This is a genomic window from Bernardetia sp. ABR2-2B (assembly GCF_037126435.1).
GTDB lineage: Bacteria > Bacteroidota > Bacteroidia > Cytophagales > Bernardetiaceae > Bernardetia.
The window spans coordinates 1,590,557-1,615,999 of sequence record NZ_CP147020.1; the positions used below are offsets into that span (position 1 = coordinate 1,590,557).

Annotated in this window: 18 protein-coding genes; 7 read left to right on the top strand and 11 right to left on the bottom strand. The window is 32.1% G+C overall.

The window, feature by feature from the left end; genetic code table 11:
* Positions 1-80: 80 nt before the first annotated feature.
* The 4 genes from WAF17_RS06650 to WAF17_RS06665 all read left to right on the top strand — a co-directional run bounded on the left by WAF17_RS06650 (position 81) and on the right by WAF17_RS06665 (position 3,214).
* Positions 81-482 (top strand): hypothetical protein, encoded by a 402-nt coding sequence (locus WAF17_RS06650; protein ID WP_338767883.1) that lies wholly within the window; start codon positions 81-83, stop codon positions 480-482.
* A 211-nt stretch (positions 483-693) separates the two neighbouring features.
* Entirely contained in the window at positions 694-1,224 is a 531-nt protein-coding gene (locus WAF17_RS06655; protein ID WP_338767886.1) for a hypothetical protein, read from the top strand.
* A gap of 105 nt (positions 1,225-1,329) precedes the next feature.
* Positions 1,330-2,493, top strand: coding sequence for a pepsin/retropepsin-like aspartic protease family protein (locus WAF17_RS06660; RefSeq protein WP_338767890.1), 1,164 nt, complete (start codon positions 1,330-1,332; stop codon positions 2,491-2,493).
* A 43-nt stretch (positions 2,494-2,536) separates the two neighbouring features.
* A complete protein-coding gene (locus WAF17_RS06665; RefSeq protein ID WP_338767893.1) occupies positions 2,537-3,214 on the top strand; it encodes a DUF1684 domain-containing protein in 678 nt (225 codons plus the stop codon).
* A 33-nt stretch (positions 3,215-3,247) separates the two neighbouring features.
* On the opposite strand, the gene WAF17_RS06670 is transcribed toward WAF17_RS06665, so the two are convergent.
* From WAF17_RS06670 to WAF17_RS06690, 5 genes are all read right to left on the bottom strand, one after another.
* Positions 3,248-4,696, bottom strand: a complete 1,449-nt coding sequence (locus WAF17_RS06670; protein ID WP_338767896.1) for a hypothetical protein — start codon at positions 4,694-4,696, stop codon at positions 3,248-3,250.
* Positions 4,697-4,716: 20 nt separating this feature from the next.
* Positions 4,717-4,920, bottom strand: a complete 204-nt coding sequence (locus WAF17_RS06675; protein WP_338767899.1) for a hypothetical protein — start codon at positions 4,918-4,920, stop codon at positions 4,717-4,719.
* Positions 4,921-5,048: 128 nt separating this feature from the next.
* Positions 5,049-7,139 (bottom strand): hypothetical protein, encoded by a 2,091-nt coding sequence (locus tag WAF17_RS06680; protein WP_338767902.1) that lies wholly within the window; start codon positions 7,137-7,139, stop codon positions 5,049-5,051.
* 63 nt (positions 7,140-7,202) lie between these two features.
* The gene (locus WAF17_RS06685) at positions 7,203-13,364 is read right to left on the bottom strand and encodes a hypothetical protein (RefSeq protein ID WP_338767905.1); all 6,162 of its coding nucleotides are present in this window, start codon (positions 13,362-13,364) and stop codon (positions 7,203-7,205) included.
* Between the two features lie 295 nt (positions 13,365-13,659).
* Positions 13,660-15,978, bottom strand: coding sequence for a 7TM diverse intracellular signaling domain-containing protein (locus WAF17_RS06690; protein ID WP_338767908.1), 2,319 nt, complete (start codon positions 15,976-15,978; stop codon positions 13,660-13,662).
* A gap of 227 nt (positions 15,979-16,205) precedes the next feature.
* On the opposite strand from WAF17_RS06690, the gene WAF17_RS06695 reads away from it, so the two are divergent.
* From WAF17_RS06695 to WAF17_RS06705, 3 genes are all read left to right on the top strand, one after another.
* Entirely contained in the window at positions 16,206-16,406 is a 201-nt protein-coding gene (locus WAF17_RS06695; RefSeq protein ID WP_338767911.1) for a hypothetical protein, read from the top strand.
* On the top strand, positions 16,403-16,684 hold the full coding sequence (locus tag WAF17_RS06700) for a transposase (protein ID WP_338770157.1): 282 nt from the start codon (positions 16,403-16,405) through the stop codon (positions 16,682-16,684). Before WAF17_RS06695 ends, WAF17_RS06700 begins: the two co-directional genes overlap by 4 nt.
* 105 nt (positions 16,685-16,789) lie before the next feature.
* Positions 16,790-16,975: a hypothetical protein gene (locus tag WAF17_RS06705; RefSeq protein WP_338767914.1), complete on the top strand. Its 186-nt coding sequence runs from the start codon at positions 16,790-16,792 to the stop codon at positions 16,973-16,975.
* 4 nt (positions 16,976-16,979) lie between these two features.
* Here the strand turns inward: WAF17_RS06705 and WAF17_RS06710 are convergent, their stop codons facing one another.
* The 6 genes from WAF17_RS06710 to WAF17_RS06735 all read right to left on the bottom strand — a co-directional run bounded on the left by WAF17_RS06710 (position 16,980) and on the right by WAF17_RS06735 (position 25,443).
* Entirely contained in the window at positions 16,980-17,435 is a 456-nt protein-coding gene (locus WAF17_RS06710; protein ID WP_338767917.1) for a hypothetical protein, read from the bottom strand.
* A 73-nt stretch (positions 17,436-17,508) separates the two neighbouring features.
* Positions 17,509-19,632, bottom strand: coding sequence for a VWA domain-containing protein (locus tag WAF17_RS06715; RefSeq protein ID WP_338767920.1), 2,124 nt, complete (start codon positions 19,630-19,632; stop codon positions 17,509-17,511).
* 280 nt (positions 19,633-19,912) lie between these two features.
* Positions 19,913-20,590, bottom strand: a complete 678-nt coding sequence (locus tag WAF17_RS06720; RefSeq protein WP_338767923.1) for a hypothetical protein — start codon at positions 20,588-20,590, stop codon at positions 19,913-19,915.
* Between the two features lie 39 nt (positions 20,591-20,629).
* Complete coding sequence (locus WAF17_RS06725) at positions 20,630-22,840, bottom strand: M48 family metallopeptidase (RefSeq protein ID WP_338767927.1); 2,211 nt, start codon at positions 22,838-22,840, stop codon at positions 20,630-20,632.
* Between the two features lie 102 nt (positions 22,841-22,942).
* On the bottom strand, positions 22,943-24,130 hold the full coding sequence (locus tag WAF17_RS06730) for a glycosyltransferase family 4 protein (RefSeq protein WP_338767930.1): 1,188 nt from the start codon (positions 24,128-24,130) through the stop codon (positions 22,943-22,945).
* A gap of 8 nt (positions 24,131-24,138) precedes the next feature.
* Positions 24,139-25,443 carry a hypothetical protein gene (locus tag WAF17_RS06735; protein WP_338767936.1) on the bottom strand — a complete coding sequence of 435 codons (1,305 nt, stop codon included), beginning with the start codon at positions 25,441-25,443 and terminating at the stop codon, positions 24,139-24,141.

Here is a 25,443-nt window from a genome sequence, read left to right on the forward strand (position 1 = left end):
TTTTTTTTATTTTATTTCTTTCTCTAAAAAAAAGAAATACATCTCATATAATCAACCTTAATAGATAAAACTTAGAAAATATGGAAGTTTACAAAAGTAAGTATATGTTATTGGAATACTGGGAGGAGTATAATTTAATAGAACTGACTTGGTTACCTGAAACTGAAAACAAGACTGAGGAAGAGTATAAGGAAGAACTTCTAAACTATCTTGAATGTTGTATTATTTATAAACCCACTGGACTTATTTCTGACACAAGGGAATACTTTTTTACTGTATCAATTGAGTTGCAGGAATGGACAAATACAACAGTTTTTACTCGCCTTTTAGAGCTAGGATTATCAAGAGTTGCTTTTGTAAGGAGTCCTGAATTGATAGCACAACTTTCCATAGAACAAACACTTGAAGAAAATGAAGGGAGTAAATTTACTACTCAGTATTTCGATAACAAGGAGTCTGCCAAAGAATGGATAATTTCTTGATAAATTGATAATAAAAAACTGTTTGGTTCTTCCGATATTTTAGCGACTTTCTTTTTCTAAGGTCTTCCTTCTATTTTAATTTGGTCAAGCCAGACCTTTAGTACAGACTTGAACAAAATACAAGCTTTTTACGCTAAACTGTCGGAAAACCAACTATTTTAATAAACCTCTTTACTTCTTATCAATTTCTTACCACTATCTTTTAAAAAGAATGCAAAGAACACTTGAAGAACAACGAATTGAATTTTTGAAGCGACCATTTCTTGCTACACCATTAGCAGGGTTAATTATTTGGACAGTAATTGGATTATTTGGATTATTTTCTTCTACTATTGTAGCAACATGGTCAATTTTCATTGGAACTGGCAGCATTGTATATCTAGGTTTCCTTATATCAAAATTTACAGGTGAGAACTTTTTAGATAAAACTAAGCCAAAAAATGAATTTGATGCCCTTTTCCTCTTCACAACAGCACAGGCGATACTAGTCTATTCAATTGCAATACCATTTTTTCTTATAGATTATTCTTCCCTTCCCATGACTGTTGGAATTATGAGTGGATTGATGTGGGTGTCGTTCTCTTGGATTATAAAACACTGGGTTGGAATCTTTCATGCATTAGTTAGAATAATTACAATTCTTATTCTTTGGTATCTTTTACCTGAATATAGATTTATAGCTATTCCATTTGCAATCGTATTAATTTACATAATCACACTAATAATCTTAAAGAATAGATAGAAAATAAATTAAAAGTCTATCAAAAAAATCTCAATTTTACTCCTTATACTGCTCTCAGAGCTTGCTTGAGCAAACTATTGATACAGTCACATATATTTAAAAACAATGAAAAATTATACTTCCTTTCTGCTTTTTGTTTTACTGACTTTTATTTCCTCTTGTTCCTACATCAAAAACGTAGGATTACTTTCAGGGGGAGAATTAAAAGCCAAAAATTTTGTTCAAGAAGTTCCATTTGAACTCAAAAAAGATTTGATTGTCGTAAAAGTAAAACTAAATGCTGACACCGTTTTACGTGAATTTATTTTTGATACAGGAGCATTTAATAGTAAAGTAGAGAATAATCTAGCAACTGGCTTAGGTTTAGAAACTGTTACGACTAAATCCAACTCAACAGCACAAGGAGTTACTAAAGAAATTGAAGTTACTCGTTTGGACTCTATCACTTTTGGAGAAACAGCCTTTTATAAAATTGGTGCAGGAAAGGTCGTTTACTCTGAAAAGTCAGCTAGTCCTTGCATTGCCAAACACGGGCTTATTGGAGCAAATTTAATGAAACTGGCGCATTGGAAAATCAATTATCAAAATCAAAAACTTTATTTTTCAGATACTCCTTTTTCTATGGAAGGAGAATATTATAGTTTGCCTTTCGAAAGTCCTGTTTTGTCTGGAACGCCAAAAATAAACCTAAAAATAGGAGAAAAAACTGTCGAAAATGTCCTTTTTGATGTTGGTTTTAATGGTGGTTTGGTTTTGCCTTTGTCTTTGGCACATCATTTTGAGAGTGAAGAAACTGAGATTATTTTAGATAAATCTACTTCTGGGATTTATGGCTCAAATGAAGATTCGCTTATTGTAAAGAAATTAAAAGTAGAGTTAGGAGGCTATAAAACTGAAATACTGGTAGAGTTTTCAAAACTAGGAAAGGCTCTAATAGGAAATGAGTTTTTGAAGCACTTTACAATTTGTATTGATTATGAGGAAGACAAAATTTTGCTACAACCTCAAAAGGAAGTAAAAATAGAAGCTCCAACAAAATTTTTATTAGGAATGCTAAATGAATCGCTTTGGGTCGTCAATCGTACAAATTCAAAGTTAGATTTACAGTTGGGAGATACCGTTCTTTCAGTCAATAATCACAAGCCAAAAGATTTATTTTCATCGCATTGTGATTACATAATAAATGCTAAGAAAATGTTTGAAGCTGACACTTTAGTTTTGGAGATGAAAAATGGCGATAAGATAGAGTTGAAAGATTACAAAAAATAGATATTTTTGTAGGAAATAGTGTCAAACCATAAAACCTTCTACAATGAAAAATGTAAATTTGCTTTTCTGTATTCTACCCTTTCTAGTTGTATTTATTGTTTCATCTTGCCAAAGTTCCAAAACAGTTAGTACAAGTAATAATACTGATGAAACGAATTATGTTTCTCAAATAAAATCATTTCAAGAAGAAATGAACAGCAGTTATAAAAATGCTAAAGAATCTCCTTTGGAAGAAAGTGAGCGCAAAAAATTTCAATCATTACCTTTTTTCAAAATTGATGAGAGTTATAAAGTAGAAGCTGATTTTGTCAGAACAACTGATGGAAAACCTTTTGAAATGCAAACCACAACAGACAGAAAACCAATTTATCAAAAGTTTGGAGAGGTGAGTTTTGAGTTACTTGGCAAAAGACATATACTCAATGTTTATCAAAGCCAAGATTTAAGTAAAAAAGAAGAATACAAAAATTACTTATTTTTACCTTTTACAGATTTGAGTAATGGACAAGAATCCTATTACGGAGGACGTTATATTGATTTGCAAATTCCAGAAAGAGAAGCAGCCGATGGACAAGAGTTAGATAAAATTACGATTGATTTTAATAAAGCCTACAATCCGTATTGCGCTTATAATCATAAATATTCTTGCCCAATTCCTCCAAAAGAAAATCATTTGGATGTGAAAGTTTTGGCAGGTGTGAGTTATGAGAAAACAAAGTAAGAAGATTAGAAATATAACTTTCAAAACCTTAGTTTACTTCAATCTCAATACATAAGAAAATCCACCTCTAAACTCTTGGAAATCTTGAAAAGACTTTGAAGAATTAGCAATTAAAGAAGAATTGAATGAAAAAGTATGACGTTTTTTGAGAGTTGTACTTGCCGTAAAGTTGGATTGAATGACATTTCCATCAGCAATTTTATCTACAATACTTTGATTATAGGAAGCATCAAAATTGAGTTGAAGAGTCTTTTTGAAGATAGATTTTCCTGCGCCAAGCGTAAAACCATACAAGAGATTTTCTAAGTTAGCAACTTCTACTCTATTAAAATTCAGCCCAGACATAAACGAAAAACCAGATTGCATATATTGTGTAGAATGATTCAATGAAAAAACTAAGGCTTTCATATCTGCAAAACCTTGTGTAAAAATATTAAAATCATTGACTTGTTGATAAACAGCAGAAAGTGAAATTGTATGCACCTGCGAAGTATCTTTGATGATGTTATAAAATGGAGAAACACTAATAGATTGAACAGTATTGCGAATACGCAAAGAATCTGAAAGTGGAATATTGCCTTCTTCTTGATTATTGGTATTGTTGGTATAATTGAAATTAACGCCGTAATGAGGTTTTGGAAGTAAATTTATATTCAAATTTCCGATAGTGCGCCAAGTCGTTTCAGTTCTTGTATTCAATAGATTATTTCGCATTATTCCAATCGTTCCATTGACCAAAATTTTATTTTTAGCAAGTGAAATAAAAGGCGTAAGACTAATTCGTTCCATATCATTGGCAAAAAAATACGCTCCCAACGTTTGATATTCTGGCATCACTCGTTCATAATCTAATTTCAAAGAATAGGATTTTGCTCTCCAAGCAAGACCAATTTTTCCTGCATACGAAACTCGTGAAGACGCTTTTGGGTCGACAATCGTATATTCAAAATTACGAAAAGAAGTAGAAGCCAAATCTCTTGTAAAAAAACTCACTCCTACATCTGTATCTAAAGTCAGTTTTTTGAAAATAGTCAGTTTTCCTACCAAGCCTAGAGCTATATTTTCAGCAGGTGTTACGCCTGTGCTATCTGTCGGACGAAAAATAGAAGTAGAATCATCTTTTGCTTTAAAAAACACCAAATCCACAAAGTTTTGAGTATTTCCATAACCAGCTTTTATAGCATAACCTTGACGTTTGTAGCGAGGAAGAGCCAAATCTTTTACTTCTTGTTGTGGCAAATCACTATTAAAAATTCCATTCATTGCACCAAAACGAAATTTTCCAGTATTGATTTCTACGGCTGCTCCCAAAAAAGTATGACCGTTTAAGGTATAATTTGAATAAGTCAAATTTCGGTAACCCAAATGAAGTGTCAAAAATTTCCATTTAGGACTCATTCCAAATTGAAAAAAGGGACGCTGAAAATCTAGTTGTTGTTTGCCTAGTGTATAAGAAAATGGCAAGTCTATGCCACCTTTCAAACGCAAACCAAAGTTTCCAGTTACATTCCAAAAAAAGGATTAGAACGCTGTGGGATTCCACGCACTCCATATACATTAAAAGAAGAAGAAATTGAGCCGTACCAGTTTACAAGATTTGATTTTTTTTGAGTATTTGTTGAAGTAGAATCGGTATTTTGAGCTGTTGCAGTAAAACAAAGACAACAGAGAAGAGCCAATAAAAGTAGTTTAGATAATGATTTCATAAGCAGTAGGAGTTATTCTAGCGCAAGATTCTATCTTGTGCTTATTATTTTGTAAGCATATGCTTACGAAAGAGAGTGTCTAAGCAAGATGCTTGAACGAGAAAAGTTTTTTAAAGAAAAAGAAGTAATTATCTTAAATCAATTTTTACTTGATTACTCAATTCAGATTCTGAACCGTCTTTATAAATCAATTTTATGACATAGACAAAACCTTTTTGATTATCATAAAGCGAATAATCTATGTATTCATTTTCTTGAATGGTCGTTAGTGCGACAAATTCAGCTTCTTGTTCCTTACGCAAAATCATCACTTGAAAACCTTGCTCTTGCTTGTCTTTCCATTCTTTTCCTTCCCAAAACAAACGTAATTGCTTTTCCTTTTTCGAAAACTCTGCTTTTAGTGTTGGAATGAAATTTTGCTTTCCATTATCATAAAATTGAATTGGTGTAATGGTCGTAATGGCTGATAAATTTTCAGATTGGTCTTTTGCTTGGATAGCATATTGATACCATTTTGATTTTTCTGTTTTCTTATCCAAAAACTGGCTTGTTGTATCTTCAAAAGTTGCTAAAACCTGCCATTCATCACTCTCTTTTTCTCTTCTCAAAACAGAATGCGAAAAAATATCTAAACTACTACTTCTTCTAAAATCTAGTTTAATTCCTTTTTCATTTACTTCATAAAAAGCAACAAAAGGCGAAGTTGGTGGAATAGTATCAGGTTTAGATAATTCTAAAATTTCAGAATAATCAGACGCATTATAACGCAAATCTATTGCAGCAATTTTGTAATAAATCTTATTTGAAAGTGTATTTAAAGAAATTGTATCTAAAAAAATGTCATTTGCAATCGGAGAAACGGTCAGTTGTACAAACTCTCTTTCTTTTGCATTGGCATAATATACTCGGTAGCCTCTCAAATCTGCTTCTGTTCCTTCTTCCCACTTTAGCCTTACAACTCCCAAACTATCAATCGTTCCTTTTAGGTTTTTTGGTGTTTGAGGTGGAATGCTATCTACAAGCGTGTGCATTGCCGTCATTGATTTTGAGATATTTCCGTTTTTGTCGTGAGCATAAACAGTATAATAAGAATTAAAAACCTCTTCTGGATTTTTGTCTATAAATTCATTATTCTTACCTTTTGAGCGTATTGGCTTTTCATTGATATAAATAAATTCGTGTCCAACATCTAATGCTTTTGCTACAAAATACCCTTCTAAATCAGGTTGTTCGCCTATTGTTTCCCACATTATTTTTACAGAACCATCAGGTAAAGTTTCTGTAAAAATTCCACCAAAACCAGCAGCAGGAGATAAATCAATTCCCTGTCCTTCTACCGTTTCAGAAGGCAAACCCATATCTCCAAACGGTGTAATCCCTGTTATTCTGTACGTTGCTTTTTGGTAATTTTGAGAAACTGAATCTATATAAAAGTTGTAAGGAATATCTTGGTCTGTAATGCTTGGATTTTCATTTAATGTAAAAAAAGTCTTTCCATCGGTTGATTTTTCTATCTTAAAAGCTGAAAAAGTATCATTTCCATCTTTATCCCAAGTTATGGTTACTGCGTGTTCGCCTTCCTCCGTCGAAACTCCAATGACAGGATACGGCTCATATTTTTCTGTAAAATCAATTCTTACAATCGCTGTATCTACTTCCATTCCTTCAATTTTTTGAGAAGGATAAATAGAATAAATAGCAAAACCCTCTGTTTTTTGAAAATTATCTTTGAAAGATAAACCCAAACCTTGAGCAGCTTCTTTCTCCATATCAGCCGACAACATTGCAAGAGCATAACGCATCTGTATTTCATTTTCCGTTTTTTTAGCCGTTTCAAAAGGCGAAGAAATGGCTGCTGTATTTACTGAAACTGTTCCATACATTGCTTCTGCTGCTGCTGTTACATAGGCATTTTCTGTATTGGTTTTGTTTTTCCATTCTTCTAATGAATATGGTAAAATAGGACTTTGCGTAATTTTTTCAGCTTTGAAATCATCACTATTAATATAAATTTTTTCAATGGTATAACCAATTTTATTTTTGTGCATTGTGCGCCAAAGCAAAGGTGAAGAAGGAGCAAAGCGCAACAACACTTCCGAGCCTGTAAAACGTCCCATTGCTTGAATATTTACTGAATCTTTAAAAGGGTCATTATCTTGTGCAACTGCAAAAGAGAGAGAAACACCCAAAAAGAAGAGAATTAAAAATATATTTTTCATTGTTTTTTATTGATTAGAAACCGTCGTTGAGACTCAAATGCAGTCGTCAACGAGGCTTTTTAGTTATTTTTTGACTTTATAATTGAAAGATTTTCCTTCTAAAGTGATAGTATAGTTGTGCGAACCAAGCAGGTATAAAGGTCTTTCAAAAGAAGTGTAAAATGACTGATATTTTGAAGGTGTTATTCCTTTATAATGACCATTTTGCAGAAAGTGATCTTTAACATTAAGAGCCTTATTGTGTGCAAATTTTTGAAGTTTTTGAATATCTCTAGCCAAAATGTAATTTCTATATTCGATAATCGGAATGTAGTATTTTGTATTACTATCAAAACCTAAGTTATTATCAAATTGGTTCTTAGAAGGTTTTGGAACATTGATTTGTAAATTCAACCCTCCTAGATTCAAGTTTTGCTTTGGAGCTTTTGCTCTTGCTTGTTGAATTTCATAAGGCGAAATAAGTGTTTTGGGAAGTGTATACGTTATTCCTTTTGGCTTAAATAAAGAACTTGGATAATTTGATGAGTTTCTATTCGAACCAACTCTATAAACCTTTTGATAATGAGGACGATAAAACATAATCGTATTTCTCATTTCCAAATTATAAATTGGGGGTTGAAACGTCTTGTTACTTCCAAAATTATACAATCCATAATAACGAGTAGGGTGGAATGTTGGAACAAAATTTAAAATTCCTTCTCCATACTTAGCTTTCAAAATAGAATGTTTGAAATGCTCGTTCGCATATTCTTGTGGAAACTGATTTGTATTTTGATAAGCTGTCATTAAACTAATGCCGTTTGTGGTGGGTGGAGTCAAATCTAAGTTTTTCCCGAAACCTAATTTTCTTGTCGCTTGTACATAACCATACGCATCCACTACATCAATCGGCTCATCACAAGCAAGGGCAATCATAGCCACTTCTGCACACTGATTATTTCCTATTGATATAGTTGCTAATTCAGCTTGTTTAATACTCATTTTATTCATCTTATCTATCATTTTATTATACTTTCCAGTTCTGAAATGATAAGTAAGAAGTTTGGTTTCAACTTGTTTTTTAGAGTTACGGCTGCCTTTGAGAGCTGTATAATATGCCATACTACTTCCTCCAATATTTTTCTCTATTTGATTCGTGTTTGCTCCTGCTGACAAGTTATTATTTCCTTCTTTATCAATACGAATAATACTGATTTCATAAATGGTAGAACCTTCTAATTGTGGAATTTGGAAATTAACTTGGTCAAAAGTACAGTTTACCTTATCTGTATCTATGCTTTTGCCTGTTTTGAGGTCTGTAAAACGAGTTACAAAAATAGTTGAGCCTTCAGAAATATGTAGTTTTTCAAATAAAGGTTGGTCGCAAATAGACTTTGTAAGTTTTACATTACCCCACCTTGCGCCTTTAAAGGCATAACGAGACCTTGCAAAAGGATTTGCACTCACAATCTGACTTTGAGGAATCTTCTTTAATCCTGTATCTGTTGTGAAAGAAGTTGATTTATGTTGAGTAGCTAGTTTGGTATGAATATTATTTTCAATTTCCCAACCTGAAACTTCTACATAAAACGTATATTTTGTTTTTGGTTTTAAGGCTTCTTTTGCTACAAAATAGGCTTCTTTTTGGTATTTATCGAATTTGGTTTTACCTTCTACAATTATCTTTTTTCCTCCTTCTTGATATGATAGTTCAGCTTTTTGCAAACGAACATAAACTGTACTGACTTCATCTTGCTCATCTTCGTTTTCGGCAGGTACAACCAATTTGTAGGTATTACCTGAATAATACTTTGTAATGCCTTGGCTTTCATCTCTACCAATTCCCAAATTAAAAGATACGCTTGGGTCAGTCATTACACTTGCTTTTTTAGAGCCTTCTTTTGGAGCAATTTGAGAAATTAGAGGATAATCATCAAAAGGATTTTTATTTCCTTGTCCTGTAAACTCACATTTTTCGCCAAACTCAAATTCAAAATCCATATTTATTTTGATGCGATTTCCTAAAAGTCCACCCTTTACGACAAAGTTTCCACCCAAATAACTAGGATTTGGAGCTTCTACCTCTACAAGTGCAGCACTCTTCAAGTCTATTATTTTGAATTCCCTCTCTTTACCAAATAGTTTTCCTTTAAAACCTGCTTCTCCACCAAAATATCCGTAAGCTTGTCCCTTTGCTCTCCATTTATTGATTCCAAAATCAGATTTATTATTACAAAGTGTTTCATCACTATATTTAGCAAGAAGAATATCAAAACCTGCAAAGAGTTCAAAGTCAGCATAGAGAAACAAAAACTTTGCATCTAAAGCTCTTCTGAAACCTAGTCCCATTGCAAAACCTTTTCCTTCTTGCGCTTCTTGGTATTGTGCCTTTTGTGATATTGGAAGATTGAGTGTCTGACGTATTTTTTTAGGGACAGATGGCAAATATTGAGGAATATGCGTTCCCATCATAAAATAACCATTGTAAGAAAGTGTGGTAACTTTCAAATCAATATTCATATTCAAACGGCTCTTGTCATTCCAAGGCTCATCTTGCATAGCTTGTGATTTTGACCATTTTCCTAAATTCAGATACCATTTGTTTGGTTCAAAATGTAATTCAAGGTTTCCGTTTCCTTGCACCACATCTCCAGCTTTTATATTGATTGCACCAGCCATATTAAAAGCAGGTTTGATGGCATCAATTTTTATTCTGACCGAAGCACTAGCCACAGCATTTATTTTTTCTGCCATTGGTAAATCAATTGGCTGCATAAAATAACCATCGCCTTTTAAAATAAGCGAATCTAAAGCTAGTCCTTTTACATTATCATTTCGCATAAATACTTCAAAACCTAAATCAGCATTAAAACTAGAAGCAGCATCTGCACCACCAGAAAGCCCCAAAACCATATTGGCTTTGAAACCAAATTTGTCTTTTTGAGGTGTAAATGTAGTTCCTGAAACGGTTTGCCCTGCTTCTGAATTTGGATCAAAATCAACTGTTTCAAACTGCTCATAAGAAACTGCTTTTGGCGTTTCTCCTCGTTTCATATTGTACCACGCACCACCACCAAAACCATAGGCAGACAAAGAAGTAGTCATAGGAATACCTGTTTTTAGCAATGCCATTGCATCAAAATACCAGTATCTAAATCCTTCTTTTGTAACTTGATTATTTTTGTTTTTGATAGAAAGTGTTTTTCCAATCTGTAATGTAGCATCTACTTTTACTAGCTTTTGAATATCAACACTTACTGCACCTCTAAAACCATTACCAAATGTTTGGTCTTGTTTATAAATATCAACTTCTCCTGTAAAGTGAGCTACACCGATATTTGCATCAATATTAATACTGTTTAAAGAAGTTTCTTCATAACTTAACTTTTTAGTATTTTTATTATACTTAGAAAAAACAGTAAAAGTAGTTCCTCCTTTTATTCCGTTAGCAAGGTTTATAAGCGTGAGTTGTGGTGATAACTTTATCCCATATATTTCTCCATTGCCTTTTTGTACAGAAGTAAGTTCTAAAGGTTTCTCAGGATCAAAGGATAAAGGAAAGTCTGCCAAACGACTTTGTGGTTGGTTTGGGTTTTCTAAAGCAAACTTTGTAAAAGACTGAATGAGCTTATTAGAGCCACTTTTTAAAGCTAGTTTTTCGAAACGAATATCAGGAAGTGAAAAACTAGATACATTATTTTTATCTAATTCTTCTTCTTGTCCTTCCGAATTTTTGGCTTTTCCATCTGCCCAGTTGATACTTATCGCTCCATTTAATTCGGCATCAACGCCCCATTTATTATTCTTTTCTTTGATGGTAATTTTCGAGTCTTCGTCCAAATCTAAAGTAGCCACCCAAGCTGACACTGAATACTCTTCATTAGTTATGACAGAAAAAATAAAATCAGCATCTCCATTTTGATTGGCTTGATTGATAGAGCCTTCATAACTCAAGGCTTCATCAGTCAGAGGAATTTTGAGGTTTCCTTCCATAAGTCCACCAGAAAGCGAACTATTTTTGAGTGTAATTCCAAACTTTTCAAGTGAAATAGCCCAGTCATCAACATTTCCATCATTTAAAGAAAGTAATTCTCCACTTGCATCAATTTTTCCAGAAAAACCTAACTTGTCTATGATAAATTCATCAGCTTCCAACACTAAAGCCTTTTTATCTTTCTTAAATACTTTTGGCAGCGTTACACTCAAGTTTTGAATATAAACTCCTACCCAATCATTTCCTTTTTGATGTTTTTGTTTGACAGAAGTAGGTGTTTTTTTACCTGACAAATCCAACGACAAAGAAGGCGCAGCAAAAACCAAGTTTTGAGCCGATGGCAGTACAAAAGAAGGATAATTAAAATCAGCTTCAAAAATCCAACCTCCAGCCTGTTCGATTTCTGTTTGGAAAGTTGCTTGTAGTTTTTTGTTTTCGTTCTGAACTACTTTGTTATCTTGATACGGCAAAACTTTATTTCTTGACCACTCCAAATGACCTTTTAAAGCTACGTTTTCGATTCCTTTACAACTAAAATTTGCATACGTATTTTGCTGTCCTTTTTCTAGGATTAATGTCAAATCATTCGAAAGTTTTAAGGTTTTATCACTAGAAAGTGAAATTCTACCTTCTGTATCAGCACAAAAACCATTCGGACGGATTCCCAAGCCTGTTCCTGTAAGCATAAAAAGGTCATTCTGTACAACTTGTGGAATTTCCACTCCCAAAACAGTGTGCATTTTGGCTTCCGTTGGAGAAAAAATAATTCCGACAATCGCCAAATTATAATTATTATTATCTAAACTTAAAGGCAAACCTATCGGAACATTTCCACCCAATTTAGAAACTTGTCTTGAGACATTTCCTAAAAACTGATTGATTTGTTTGGCTTTACTAGCGATGCTTTCCAAATCTGCATTTGGATTTTCACTTATGGCTTGACTAATCAAGTTTTGATTATCTACCTTTGCATAAATATTTCCATCAAAGAGTTGAAAGTTATCATTTACTTTCAGATTATTAAATTTTACTTTTATAGGAGCATTCAGAAAGGCTACCAAAATTGTCCCTTCTCCCGAATTATTTCCATTGATAGAAGTAATTTTCATCTTAAATTTTCCTGCAATTATTTCTTGTCCTACTGAAAGCTTTAGGGGTGCAGAAGGTGTAGGCGCAACAATTTGACAAGCAGCCATACATTCAGGCGAATCTTGTGGGTCTTTAGGAATGTTTGGATTATCGTCATCGTTTGGTAAATCACCTCCATCCACAACGACTACTACATCATCAGGAGGGGGAGGATTATCATCTTCTCCATCATTATCGTTATCATCATCACCTTCGTTATCTCCATCACCCACAACTACAATTTTATCATCTTCATAAGTAAAAGAAGTAACAGGGCTGTGTCCTTGATTTTTGAATTGAATCGAATTGCTAGGGTCGTAAGCCGTTACACGAAGCGCATATTTTCGTCCTTCTTGCAAAGGAGGCATCGCCAAAGTATATGAAAATGTATTTGTGATAATATTATCTTTCTCAAAATAAGTTTGAATAGATGGATTATTAAAAGCATCGTTGATATTGAATAAATTATTTGCACTCATATCCACAATTTCTAAACGATAACGAGTTTTTGAAGGCACACCAGCAGGAGTCCAAACAAAATTCACAAATTGAGGTGTACTAGGATTTATTTTGGCTTCATGAAGTGGCAAAACCATAATTGGAGGGTCATAATTGGTAATGACAATCGAAGCACAACCAAACTCAGAAGATAAAAGTGTGTTATTCTGAAACTCAAAAGCCTTTATACACAATGAATAAGCACCTTCTGGAAGAGCCTCATTTTGAGCCAATGTAGAAACAGAAACCCCTTGTATTTGTACGTCGTTTTCTGTTAGATTTGCATTAAAACTTTGCAGTTGGTTGTAAGTAAAAGTTCTTGTTTGTCGTGGATTTAGAACAATAGGAGCAGTCGGAAAGTAACTCTCTTTTACTCTGACAGAAACACCATTATTTCCTTCTAAAGAAGGAATTAGACGGATTTGCTTGGTTTCATTGCTTGTGTTGGTAAGCGTAATAATTACAGAATTTCCTCTATTGATATAATTTTCTAAATAAATAGAATACGGAGGAACGACTGTAACAGTCACGTTTATAGGTTGTGAAAAAGCTGTTTGAATGTTAAGAATACAAACAAATAAAAATGCTAAAATTGATAGGTAAGTTTGGTATTTTTGTGTCCTCATTAGTATTGATGATGATTTATGTAATGATTGTTTTCCTATTTTTTATTTAGAAAAGACATTATTTTATAGCCTCATTTTTTGATAAAAATGAGTATTGGTATTCTGATTTAACTTTTGATATTACTGATTTATATATAGAACAAGTGAGTTAAGACTACTTTAAAAATACAGAAATAACTTACTCCTTTGACTTGTTAAAATATGTTACGTCAAAAATCTTTAAAAAGGTTCTGTAAGGCAAGTAAAATGAGGCAAACGGTAACTTTTGGGGCGAATGGCAAGGTAATTATATAACTTAATCCTGTTTTTTTGTGAATATTTCTATTTTTTGCTTAATGATAGAATTGTTTTTTCTTGATACAGGGATAAGCTCATCGCCATAAAATAAGTGTAATTTGTAGCCTTGTGAGTTTCCAGAAATGTGTTTTACTTGATGAAGATTGATAAGATAACTTTTATGACAGCGAAAAAATTGAGGAAAATCTTTTTCTAAAATTTCTGAAATAGATTTGAGTGTATTGCGAATTAGTTTTTTTGAAATGATTTTATTCTCTAAAAAAATAATTTCTAAATAATTATCAGCAGCTTGAATGTAGAGTAAATTATCTGATTCTATTTTAAAATCTTCTTCTTTGTTTTCAGTTGGTATAGAGATAAGGTTAGATTTTATTTGCAATGATTCTGTAAGAGTAGGTTCTGTTTTTTTATGCTGTGATACTTCTAGTTGTTTCTCTACTTCCTCTATTTTTTCTAGTCTTTCAAATTCAATTCCTACAGAATTATTTTGAAACTGTTCTTTGTTATTAGGCAGCTTAGTAGTTTCATAGATCAATTTTCTCCTTGTTTCAAAATAATTTTTGATATAAAATGAAATAAGAATAGGAAAAACAGCCACAGAAATAGTATAAAATTCAAATTTTAGGATTCCCCAAATTGTTAAGTCAATAAAACCAGCCCAATTAGCGTATAAAATATTTACAAAACCTATTGTTCCAATATTGATAATGGTTACTACAAGTTCTTTTGCTACTGTCCAATTTTCAGTTTGAAATAGTTTAGGAAAAAAATAGAATGCTACTACTTGAAATGCAAACATTACAGTAAAACAAATAAGTCCAGACCCAAAAGCGACCTCAAAAATATTTAATTGATGTCCGTAAGCTATTCCAAAAGGCTGAAAAATGAGCAAGAAAAAGCTGATAAACAGACTATAAACTACACAAGTCCAAATGCGTTTTTGAATAGAAGTTTCTAGTGGATACTGTCGTGTAAAAAATGAAATTATAGTTTCTTTACTTAAAGAAAACTGATTATTTCTAACTCTTTCTTCCTGTATTACGTTTTGTTTTGGTATAACTTTTTGGTTTTCTTTTTTAGTTTCTAAAGTCTGCAACTGCTTAATTTCATGTTCTTTTTTCAATACATTTCTTTTGTCTCCCAAAGCAAAAGAAATAAACAAAACTTCTAGGACTGAGCCTAATTGTACAGGATTTAAGTAATTACTAGGAGGTAACAAAACCAACGTTTGGGCTATGGCTAAGATAAAACCTAGTGTCAAGAATCCCCATCCTAATAAATAATATTTGGCAGGTCTAAACCCTCGGTAATAACTTAAAATTCCTGTGATAAGCAATACAATTCCTAAGGTCAGAATTCCCACTTGTGATAACATCCAAGCCTCAATTTTGAAGCTGGAAAAAACCAATAGAATAATCAGAAATCCAAAAACAATATAGAAGTTTAAAAGATATGAAAGCCATTTAGGCAATATAATTTTTGCAAAAAAAGTCTTGGTAAAAATTACAGCAAAAATTTGCATCAGAGCAGCTTGTAGGATAATAAACTGGTTTAGCTCTGGTATTTCTGGCCACAAGTATTTAAAAGAATAGCTATAAATACTTGCCATAAAAAACATTGTAAAAAAAGCATAAAGCACATAAGTCAGATACACAAGTTCTCTATTAATCAGAAAAACAAAAAGGTTATATAAAATGACTAGAATCATAAAACCTAAGTATATGCCTTGAGCAAAATCAAAATCACGAACAAAGGCAAGGTAATTCTCTGCAGACCAAGAACGAAAAGAAAACAAAAGGGGTTGTAGCGAACGGATGCGTATGTAAATCATACTTTCAGAAACTTCTTCGACTGGAAATGTAAAATAGCCCACTTGAAAAGGACGACTTGAAAAGGGGTAATTATCTCCTGTCGTAATTTGTTGAATAATTTTTCCTTGAGCATTTACTTGATAGAAAGTAATCTCATCTAAAGAACCTGCTCCTAATTCAATACGGTTATCTCCTTTTGAGATACTTTGATAAGGTATTTTGAGCCAAAAAGACGAATAAGAACTTTCTAAATTTATATATTCTAATGTATTTTGTTCAAAATTATAGGATTCATTTCCTAGTAAGTCTTGAAGTGTGAGTGTTCTTTTAGCATCTTCAAGTATAGATACCTCTTTGCCTAACGTATGAAAAGTATAAGCCTGTGCTTTCAAAGACAGGCAAGTTAAAAGTGAGATAAAAAGGCTAAAAGTAAAGGCTACATAAACACACTTTTTAAATGATATTCCCAAAGGGTATTGCTTTCTTAGTAATGAGACAAGAAACATAAAAAATAATAGTAGTAGTGGTAATTCTCTGATTGGGAATGTCAATTAAAACAATCTTTTGATGCAACAAGAAAAGGATATTTTTTTGTAAAAGCGAATTAGACTTGAAGTCAAATTAAAATAGGGAGTATCCCATCAAGTGTGTAAGTAGAAAATAACATAGTTTGGGACATGTCCCAAACTATGTTATTTTCTTTTTTCTTTTCAACTCTTAAACTTTACATACGATGAATCCAGAAGAGATATTTAATGATGATTTTTTTAAACAGTTCAAAACAGGTAAAGACCTTACCAACTTTTTAACAGCTCTCCAAAAACGAGGGATAGAAAAAATGTTGGAAGGAGAACTAGATGCTCATTTAGAGTACGAAAAACATCAAAAAGTCCTACACAGAACAAACGCAATGGACACAGCACTAAGAGCATAAAGACCAGTTTTGGTCAATCTCAAATCAAAGTACCTAGAAACCGTGAAGCCTCTTTTAACCCAATGCTTATTCCCAAACGAAAAAGTATGGTAGAAGGTATTGAAAATGTGATTGTTTCGCTCTATGCCAAAGGAATGAGTGTCTCTGATATTGAAGCTCAAATTAAAGAAGTCTATAATTTTGAGGTCTCTCCTAGTACCATTTCACGTATTACAGATAGCATTACCAATGACATCGTAGCATGGCAAAACCGTCCTTTAGAACCTGTCTATTTGTAGGTGTTGAATAGAAACGTTTTCAAAGATAATAAAGTTGCTGAACAACAACAATTTAGATCTATTTACCGTAAACTAATAAAAAACAATCTCAAAACTTTCACAACAATGAAAAAGCATCAAAACAAAGAAGAAGACAAAGAAGTAGAAAAAAAACCTATCCAAAATCAAGAAGAGAAAACTCATATTGAAAATTCAAAAGAGAAAATCACAGAACTCTCAGATGAAGAACAAGAAGACTTGAGAGCAGAAGCTAGAGAACGTTACAATCGTTTATTGGGCTGTGGGGGTTGATATTTTATTCAATACAATATTTTATTTCTGTAAATAAATCTTGATAGGCTTTTTGGTCAAATACAAATGAGCCTATTTTTTTATACTCTTCAAAATCTGTTTCTTCATATCCATTTTCATAAGCAAAATCTTTCCAAACAATTGAATCATCTAATCTTTCGACTTTGACAGTCATTGCTCCACAACCAATATCTAAACATTCGGAGCAGCCATAAATCATTATCCTACCATTTTCTAATTCTGGTTCTTTTTCTAGTAAAAGTTCCTTTATTTTTTCTTCTCGGTAATTACTGTTGCTAGATGTCTCGATTACTCCTATCATTCCGAAATCTTTCACACTTAATAATTCAGACAAAGGTTTTCCATCAATTATAAAATCAAAATAAAACCTTTGACTCATCATTGCCCCTCCAAGTTCTTCAAGTTTAGTTTGAGTTTTGTATGATAAACTATTTTTCATCTTAGTATCTATTTTTATGAAACAGACTAGGAAGTCTGTTATAAAAATGATTTCAGCTTTACTGATAACTGACTTAATACCCTCCTTGAAATTTTCGTACTCCCCATTCAAAACTAGCAAGTCCAATAATCAAGAGCATAATCCACCATAAATTAATTACTTCTGAAAGCTGTTCATTTCTAAAAACCGTCGGTGTAGGAATCTGATTTTGTAGAGAATCTTGCAAAACTTGTAGATTATTAAGCGTATAAAAATTTCCTTTATTTTGCTGTGCCAGTCTTCGCATAACACCAAAATCTGCCGTAGCATTTAAGCTTTCCAATTTTATTTCTTTTACTGTAAATTGCCCGATTGAAACTTCTGTTTTCCCGTCTAGTTGAGTAGTTGCTTTAAAAGAATATGCTCCCTCTGGAAGTGCAGAAGCAGAATATCTAAAGGGAGAAGCATTATTTGTAAAGGTATAAGTTCTTGTTTTTCCTTCTTCATCTTTAATTTCTAAACGAATATTTTGCCCTAAAAGTGGTTCATAAATCGCATTATAAATTTCTACATCAAAACTCACACCATCAGAAGTAGAAAACTGTGAAGCTGTCGGCGCAACTCTAAAACGTCTTTTGTCTTCTTTAGTAGAAAGATATTGAATTATTTTACTCAAAAGTGCATCATATCCTTCTTGATTTTTATTTTCTGCATATTCATTTAATCGCCATTGCCACGTATTTTCGGCAAGCCAAACTCCTGCTTTTTTGCCATTTTTTTCACTCATCACTACTAATGGCTTTTTGGTCTGAATATTTCCAACTCGTTGATACAACATAATTTCAGCTTGTGGCGAAATATCATAATCAGCAAACGGAACAAGCGCAGGAGGATAGGAAGCAAAACGGCTTTTTTGTTCGTCTGTTAGATAAAACTTTGAAAAATTGGAGTTCCAAAATGGAATTACTTTATCAGATTGATTCCCTAAAGGACGAATTTTCACACCTGTATTCAATGAATTAAAAGCATTATAATCACTTTGCGCTCCAATAACAAAAAGCTCGGCAGAAGTGAGTTTGCGAAGTTTTTCTAAAACAGGTAGTGGTCTTCCCATTTTATCAGGAAATTGATGATAAATAATAAGGTCATACTTATCCTCTAATTTAGTAGTACGTAAATGAGGCAAGTGAATATAAGGCAAATAAATATCAAACTTGTAATTCTCATTTTTTTCTATCGCTGCACGAAATGCCTTTATATCTGGGTGAGGCGCAGCAGCAACTAAAAGAATTTTTTCTTTGCTATCAATAATGTCAATATAAGCGTGGGCTGTATTATTTTGCTTTGTAAACTCTCCTTCTTGTGGCACAATCGTAACAACATAATGCTGAATGCCTTTTGAGGTTGCTTTTATCAAAAACTCAATACTTTTAAGGTCATTTGGATTAGAACTAAATTTCGCTTTTTTGGTAGAAATGGTTTTTCCATTTTGTGATAAAATTACCGTAATTTCTCTATTCTCAAAACCTGTATGTGTAACTTCTGCCACGATTGGAAATTGATTTCCTAAATACGCCATCTTATTATGAAATAGACTTTTCAATATTATATCTTTTTTTGGAATCGTATCGCCTACTCCAATTGTTTGAAGTGAAAAAGAATAGGGCGAAATATCAGGTGCAAGTCCTTGATTGTAAGCACCATCAGAAAGCAAAACTACATTAGAAAGGTTACGATTTTCAAATTCACTTTGAATACTTTTGAGCAAATCACTAATAGGAGAAGAAGTATAATTGAAGTTTATTTTATTCGTATTATTATCAATATTATTTCTCAAACTATCATTTTCTAGTTCTCTCAAAGTTCTGTATTCCACATCAAATCCTTTTTCTTCAAGGTTTTGAGCTGTTTGTTGGATAGAATTTAAAGCCGAATTTATTTTAGTAGAATCTTCTTGTAATAAAATTGAAGCCGAATTATCAATCGCAAAAACAACCGTTGGGTTTTCGTAACGAGTAATAAATTGCTGCATCAAAAGTCCTATTAACAGGATTGCAAGAACAGAAACCCACAAAAAACGAATGGCAGCCAATGCTTTTTGCCAGTTTTTGCCCCACGGCGAACTTCTTTTATAATACAACAAAGCAGCATAACCAGCTCCTAAAAGCAAAGCTACAAGTATCCAAGCACTAGAATATTCTGTTAAAAAGATAGGCATTTATATTAATGAAATTACGATAGAATACATTTTAAACACAGAGTTCGCAGAGAAATACTGAGAATAAATACAAATTTAGACCTTTGAAATTAGATTTCAGAATTTGAAATTTTCTTTACTTCTAATTTCTGAAATCTGACTTCTAAATTTGTTTGCAAAACGAAAATACACAATTCTACTTCTTTTAAGAAACAAAAAACAAAACCTTATGAATTTTTGAGGTTCATAAGGCTTTATTTATTCTTTCAAAGTGCAATTCTGAAATTAACTGGTTACTGATTTAAAGTTTCCAAGAGAATCCTAAAGTAGGAGCTAATGAAGGAGTAAATGGACTTATTTGAACAGGTTTGAAGGTAATTTTTGAAGGCTTGAAACTAGGATAAAAATTCTTTTTTATGTCTGCTAAACGAGAATTATAATCAACCAGACGGTTTCTTATTGGATTCCTTGAAAAAATAACCAATTGCCTTCCTCCGTACCAACCTGCTCCCCCCATTAAAATACCAGCTAATCCTATTTCAGAACCACTTCCTAAAGTAAGGAGAACACCAGAAGCCCCAAATACTAAACCTACCCCTTGAATAACTCTACCAACTCCTGTTCCCACTTTAGATTTATCAATAGCTTGTACTAGCTTTTTTTCTCCTAATTCTTTCATTAGATTTCTTCCTGCTGTCATTGAAATTGCTTTTTTTTCATCTTCTAGGTAAAAAGTGCCTGTTCTTCTATGAAACCTTATAGGATTTTCTTTCCATTCGCTCGTATGGTTACTATATAAACTATACTTTTTTTTATTCAAGCTAATAGTTCCCATCTGAACTGAACTCTCAACTTCAATAGTTGAGCTTACATTTTTTTCACGCTTTTCATTTCCATATACTCGCTGTTTGAAAAAAACTTGTGCAGAAACTGAAAAACAAATTAGATTGGCTAAAAGAAATAAAATTAAATACCTCATAATATATCTAGTTTTTTGTAGTTTTAGTGATTTTATATTTTAATAGATAAACAAATATTTAAGCTTTTTTCTCCACGTATCCTCTTTATCATAAGAAGTTCTGCCTCGGATAAGTTCTGTTGTTACTAAGCCATTTTTCAAGTTTTGTACTTGCATAAATACACCATAATCATCTTTATCTAAAATGATAATTATACGAGCTAAATACTTTGTATCATATTTTTCTTGTAGCTTTTTGAGTTGAGGAATATCAACTAATTTCATTTGCTGTACTACATCTCTACTATAAAATGAACCCAATGAATAATATAAGTTAGCTAAATCATTATACTTTCTTACATCTTGAGCAGTAAAAACATCAGGGCTTATAAGAGAAAACCTACGTTCTTCTTTTCTCATCTTATTATACTTCTGTACTTTTTGCGTCAGTTCTTTTTGTTCCTTATCAAAAAAATCAATCCAAAGTTCTTTCTTTTTTTTCTTATTAATTCTAACCAAAACAGGTCTAACCAAAAGCATATTTTCTTTGAGAATAATATCTGGTGTACCAGCAGTTACTCCGAAAAAAGATGTATTTTGTTCGTTATCATACGCTTTTTTAGTAATATAGGCTTCAAACTCTCTAGCAGCTTGTACTTGTTCTGCTATAGTATCTTTTTCTAAATATCCTAATTCAAAAAGTTTTGCTAATCCTTTTTTCAATCCCTTGTCTTCATCTAAGAGTCTTATTTCTTTTACTTTCTGATTTGTTTTTATTTTATTCCAAGCCTCCTGAATAACTCCCATACCCTCTAATTTCCTCATTGCAACAGTATATTCTCTCTTTTTAGTGATGTCAGAGCCATATGCAAATGCTTCTCTAGTAATCTTCAATTCCTCTTCAAAAAACAACTTAGGAACAAAATAATAAAAATACTCATATTCTTTGTACTTATCAGCAAATTCTATTAAATGAGAAGCAGCCAAAACAGCTAGTTGGTCGTGGTGCAAATCTTCTAAAGCATAAAACCAATTTCTACCTTTCCAGTTGATTTCATTGTAGGGATGTTCTAAATAAATTCGTTTTCCATAAACATCATAAGCAGCCAAACCATACAAAGCCTTTACTATACAGAGTTCTGAATATTTAGTTTTTCCATATTGAGATTCCAAAATCAAAGCCGTATAGATAGCATCTACGAATTGCTCTTCCTGTAAATAGAGATTACAAAGCTCAAAACGAGCAATTTTTTGAGCTAACTTAAAACGCTCTTCTGAAACTAAATATTTCTCTCCCTCATTTTCAGATTTTGAAGCCATTTTAGTTAAAGCAATTTTCTTTCTTTCTTCAATATCTGGGTGAGTTTGTAAGGTTTTTATTTTTTCTATTTCCTTCTCACTAAGTTTTGGCATTTCTACAAAATGAGTAATATCTCTATAATAAAAACTATCAGGAAGATTGACATACGAATTATTTAGAAATTTACTCTCAAAAACAAGTGTATCAAATGGATAACGAGAATTTTTCAAGGCTTCAAAAGCTGCCACAGCTTCTGATAAATCATAAGAGGTTTTACTAAAAATGTCCCATCCTTCATCATCAGCTTCTATCTCTTGTTCTTTTGAGTACGAACTTTTCTTTGCCTGTTCTTCATAAAGTGATTTTGACCTAGCAAGCAAACGAGCAATACTTCCTCTTCCTTCATTCTTTACTTCTTCATTATAAAGGAACTGATTAACACTGTGTTTTTTGGTAAAATGAGTAATTTCGTGAGATAAAATAAAGGCAAGTTGAGCTTCATTTTCTAAATGTGCTAAAAGCCCTAAATTGACAAAAATATACCCTTCAGGCGTAGTAAAGGCATTTACAGAATGTTCTTTGGTTACAAAAAAATGAATTTTACCTTGTAAGTCTGGATAATTTTCTAATACTTTATTTCCTACTTCTTGTACATAAGTAGTAATTGTATCGCCAAACAAAACTGAACCACTCCAAAGAAGTTGATTCAAATGATAACTAGAAATAACATCAAACTTATCTTTATTTTCCTCTAAATTTTTATCAACAGTAAGAATATTTTTTTTTCTCTTGGCTTCATAAAAATCACTTGTTCGCTTTAAAAAAACTTCAGGGATTTTTCCTTTTGCTTCTAAAGGTGTGTAATTATTGAAATCTAAAGTAGAATTTTGAGCAAAGCTACTCGGGTTAGTAAAGAGAAATAACAAGAATATGCTACTAAAAACAATGTGATGAATAGAAAGAGGATTCATTCAGTAAGAAATAAAATTTTTAAATAAAAAACCAAGAACTACAAAAGTAATATTTTATTTAAAATATCATCTATAAATATTCAAATAAAGTTAAATAAAATTTCAATTAAAAGAATTTTCTATCGTTTTAGCAATTTTCTCAAACGACCAATTCTGAATTATTTGATAAGATTTTTCTCCCATATCTTTAGCTTGTTTTTGGGAGTTAATTTTATTCATAGCTTCTTTCAAAGATTCTACATTTTCACTTTGAAAAACAAAACCATTTTGATTATTCTTCTCTTCTGGCTGAACTAAATCTACTGCACAGCCTACTTTTGTAGATGCAATAACAGCTTTTTTGGCTGCCATAGCTTCGTTGATAGCTAATCCCCAAGTTTCACCTGCACCTTTTGAAGGAAGAACAAAAATATCACACAATAGATAAACAATTGGCATTTTGGATTGATTCTGAAAAGGCAAAAAATGAATATTTTGATAGGATTCTGACTTTTGTTTTAATTCGTTTTCTAGTTCTCCATTTCCTAAGTAAATCAAATGTTCTTTATGTTTATCTTGCTTTCCATTTTTACTTTGCTTTTGAATAAATGCTTCTAAAAGTAGTAAAGGAGATTTTTTTGGTTCAAATTTTCCTGCAAAAAGCCAAACTACTTCATTTTCTTTTATGCCTAATTTTTTTCTCCATTGTTGGGCTAAGTCTATATTTTCATTTGTTGGCTTGAAACGAGAGTTATCAATGGCATGTGGAGCAAAAGTAAGTTTTTTATCACTTACTCCTGCCTGTTTATAATAGTTTTTATTATTTATTCCAACAAAAAAAGCTTTATCAATATGAGAATAGAGCCAAGTAAGAAATAGTTTACGAGCAATTTTTTTTGGAAAAGAAATTTCATCTAATAAATGAGAATCACCACGAAACCATATAGGAATTTTATTATTAAAATAACGAATAACTTTTAAATGACTTTTATAACTCCAACCAAAAACCAAGATAGCATCAGGATTATAGTTTTTTATCTCTTCAATGATGGTTGGATTATCAATTCCTTTAAAGTGATGTGAGCCTTTATCTAGTGCTATATTTTCTAAAAACTGATACTTATATCCTTCTAAAAGAGGAATATCCCATTCTATTTTCTTTCCAAACCCCTCATCAAATTTATCTTTTAAGGCATCTTCTCCCCACGTATAAAAAACACAGACTTCTATAGTTGCACGTTCTGAAAGCAATTTAAAGATAGGAGCATAGTATTGGATTGGATGTGTGGTAATGATAGCTAGTTTTTTCATTTACTTCGTTATTTTCCTGTTATCTTATCAAAAAATTCAGCTTGTTTTCTTGTCATTTCTTTAGCTGTATAAGGTTCAAATTCTTGCCAATCTGTTTTTGGTTTTTGGTCTATACTTTCTAAATAATTAGTAAAAATTTTATAGGCTTCTTCTATTTTTTCTTGATTATATTCTTCTTCTAAAAAAGGAATTACTGTTCCAGCATTTGTCTCTCGGAGAATAGAAACGGCACTACTTTTTTCATAAAAAACTGCACAAATAGGCTTTTTAGAAAGAATATAGGGGTACAATTTTGAGGCTGTATAATTTTTATCTATTGAACCAAACACCAACAAACCATTAGCTTCAGAAAGCAAACGCAAGGTTTCGAAGTAAGGAATTCTGGCAGGAAATTCTTTTACATAATCTTCGATACCATTTTCTTTTGCAATTGGATAAATGGTAGGTAATGGGTTTTGAGAAGAATAATCTGTACCAATAAAAAATAAACGTAATTTTTTAAAAAGTATAGGATTTTCTTGCAGTCCTTTTTTTATAGCCTTAAAAAAAATCATTGCAGCCGTTTTCATATCATGTCCTCCTCTTCCGACATAGACAAGGTTTATAAGCTCTTCTTTTTTATCAAAGAAAGGATTTTCAAACTTCATTTCATTTGCTACTTCAAAATCTTTATCAAAAGCACCAAAAGGAAGTGTAACGCAATTTTGAGGAGTTACATTTGAATAACGCTTTTGCAGAGTTTTACAGTAACCCTCTGAAACTGAAACAATTCCATCTGCTTTCTTCATTGCAATAGGTTCTAAAAACTTATGTAATCGATACGAAAACCAATATTTCGCAGGTCGTTCATGCTTAGGACGACTTTCATAATACTCTGAATGCCAAGGGTCTTGGATGTCTATTATATACGGGATGTTGAATTTATTCTTCCAATACGCACCCAAAACACACACAGGAAACATCGTTGTAGAAAAATAAATAAGTTCTATTGGATTACCTTCTTTTTTCTTCTGTTTTATTATTTGATTTACCTTTTTTTTATAAAAATACATAGAGCGTAAGCCCAAATCTCCTAAGCCAAACTTTCGTGTATATTTTGCAGAGAATGCGTTTACATGATAAATTTCTAAATCTTGTGGAACTGTTTTGAGTAAAATTTCTTCTTTAGGATACTCTGTCAAATGAGGCTTCACGCCTACCACAACAGGATTCCAACCAAAGTTTCTCCAGTAATTAACCCCTTGTCTCACACGGTGCATATCAGCAGCATTATTTGGTGGAAAAGTAGGCGAAATAATAAGTAGGTTTTTCAT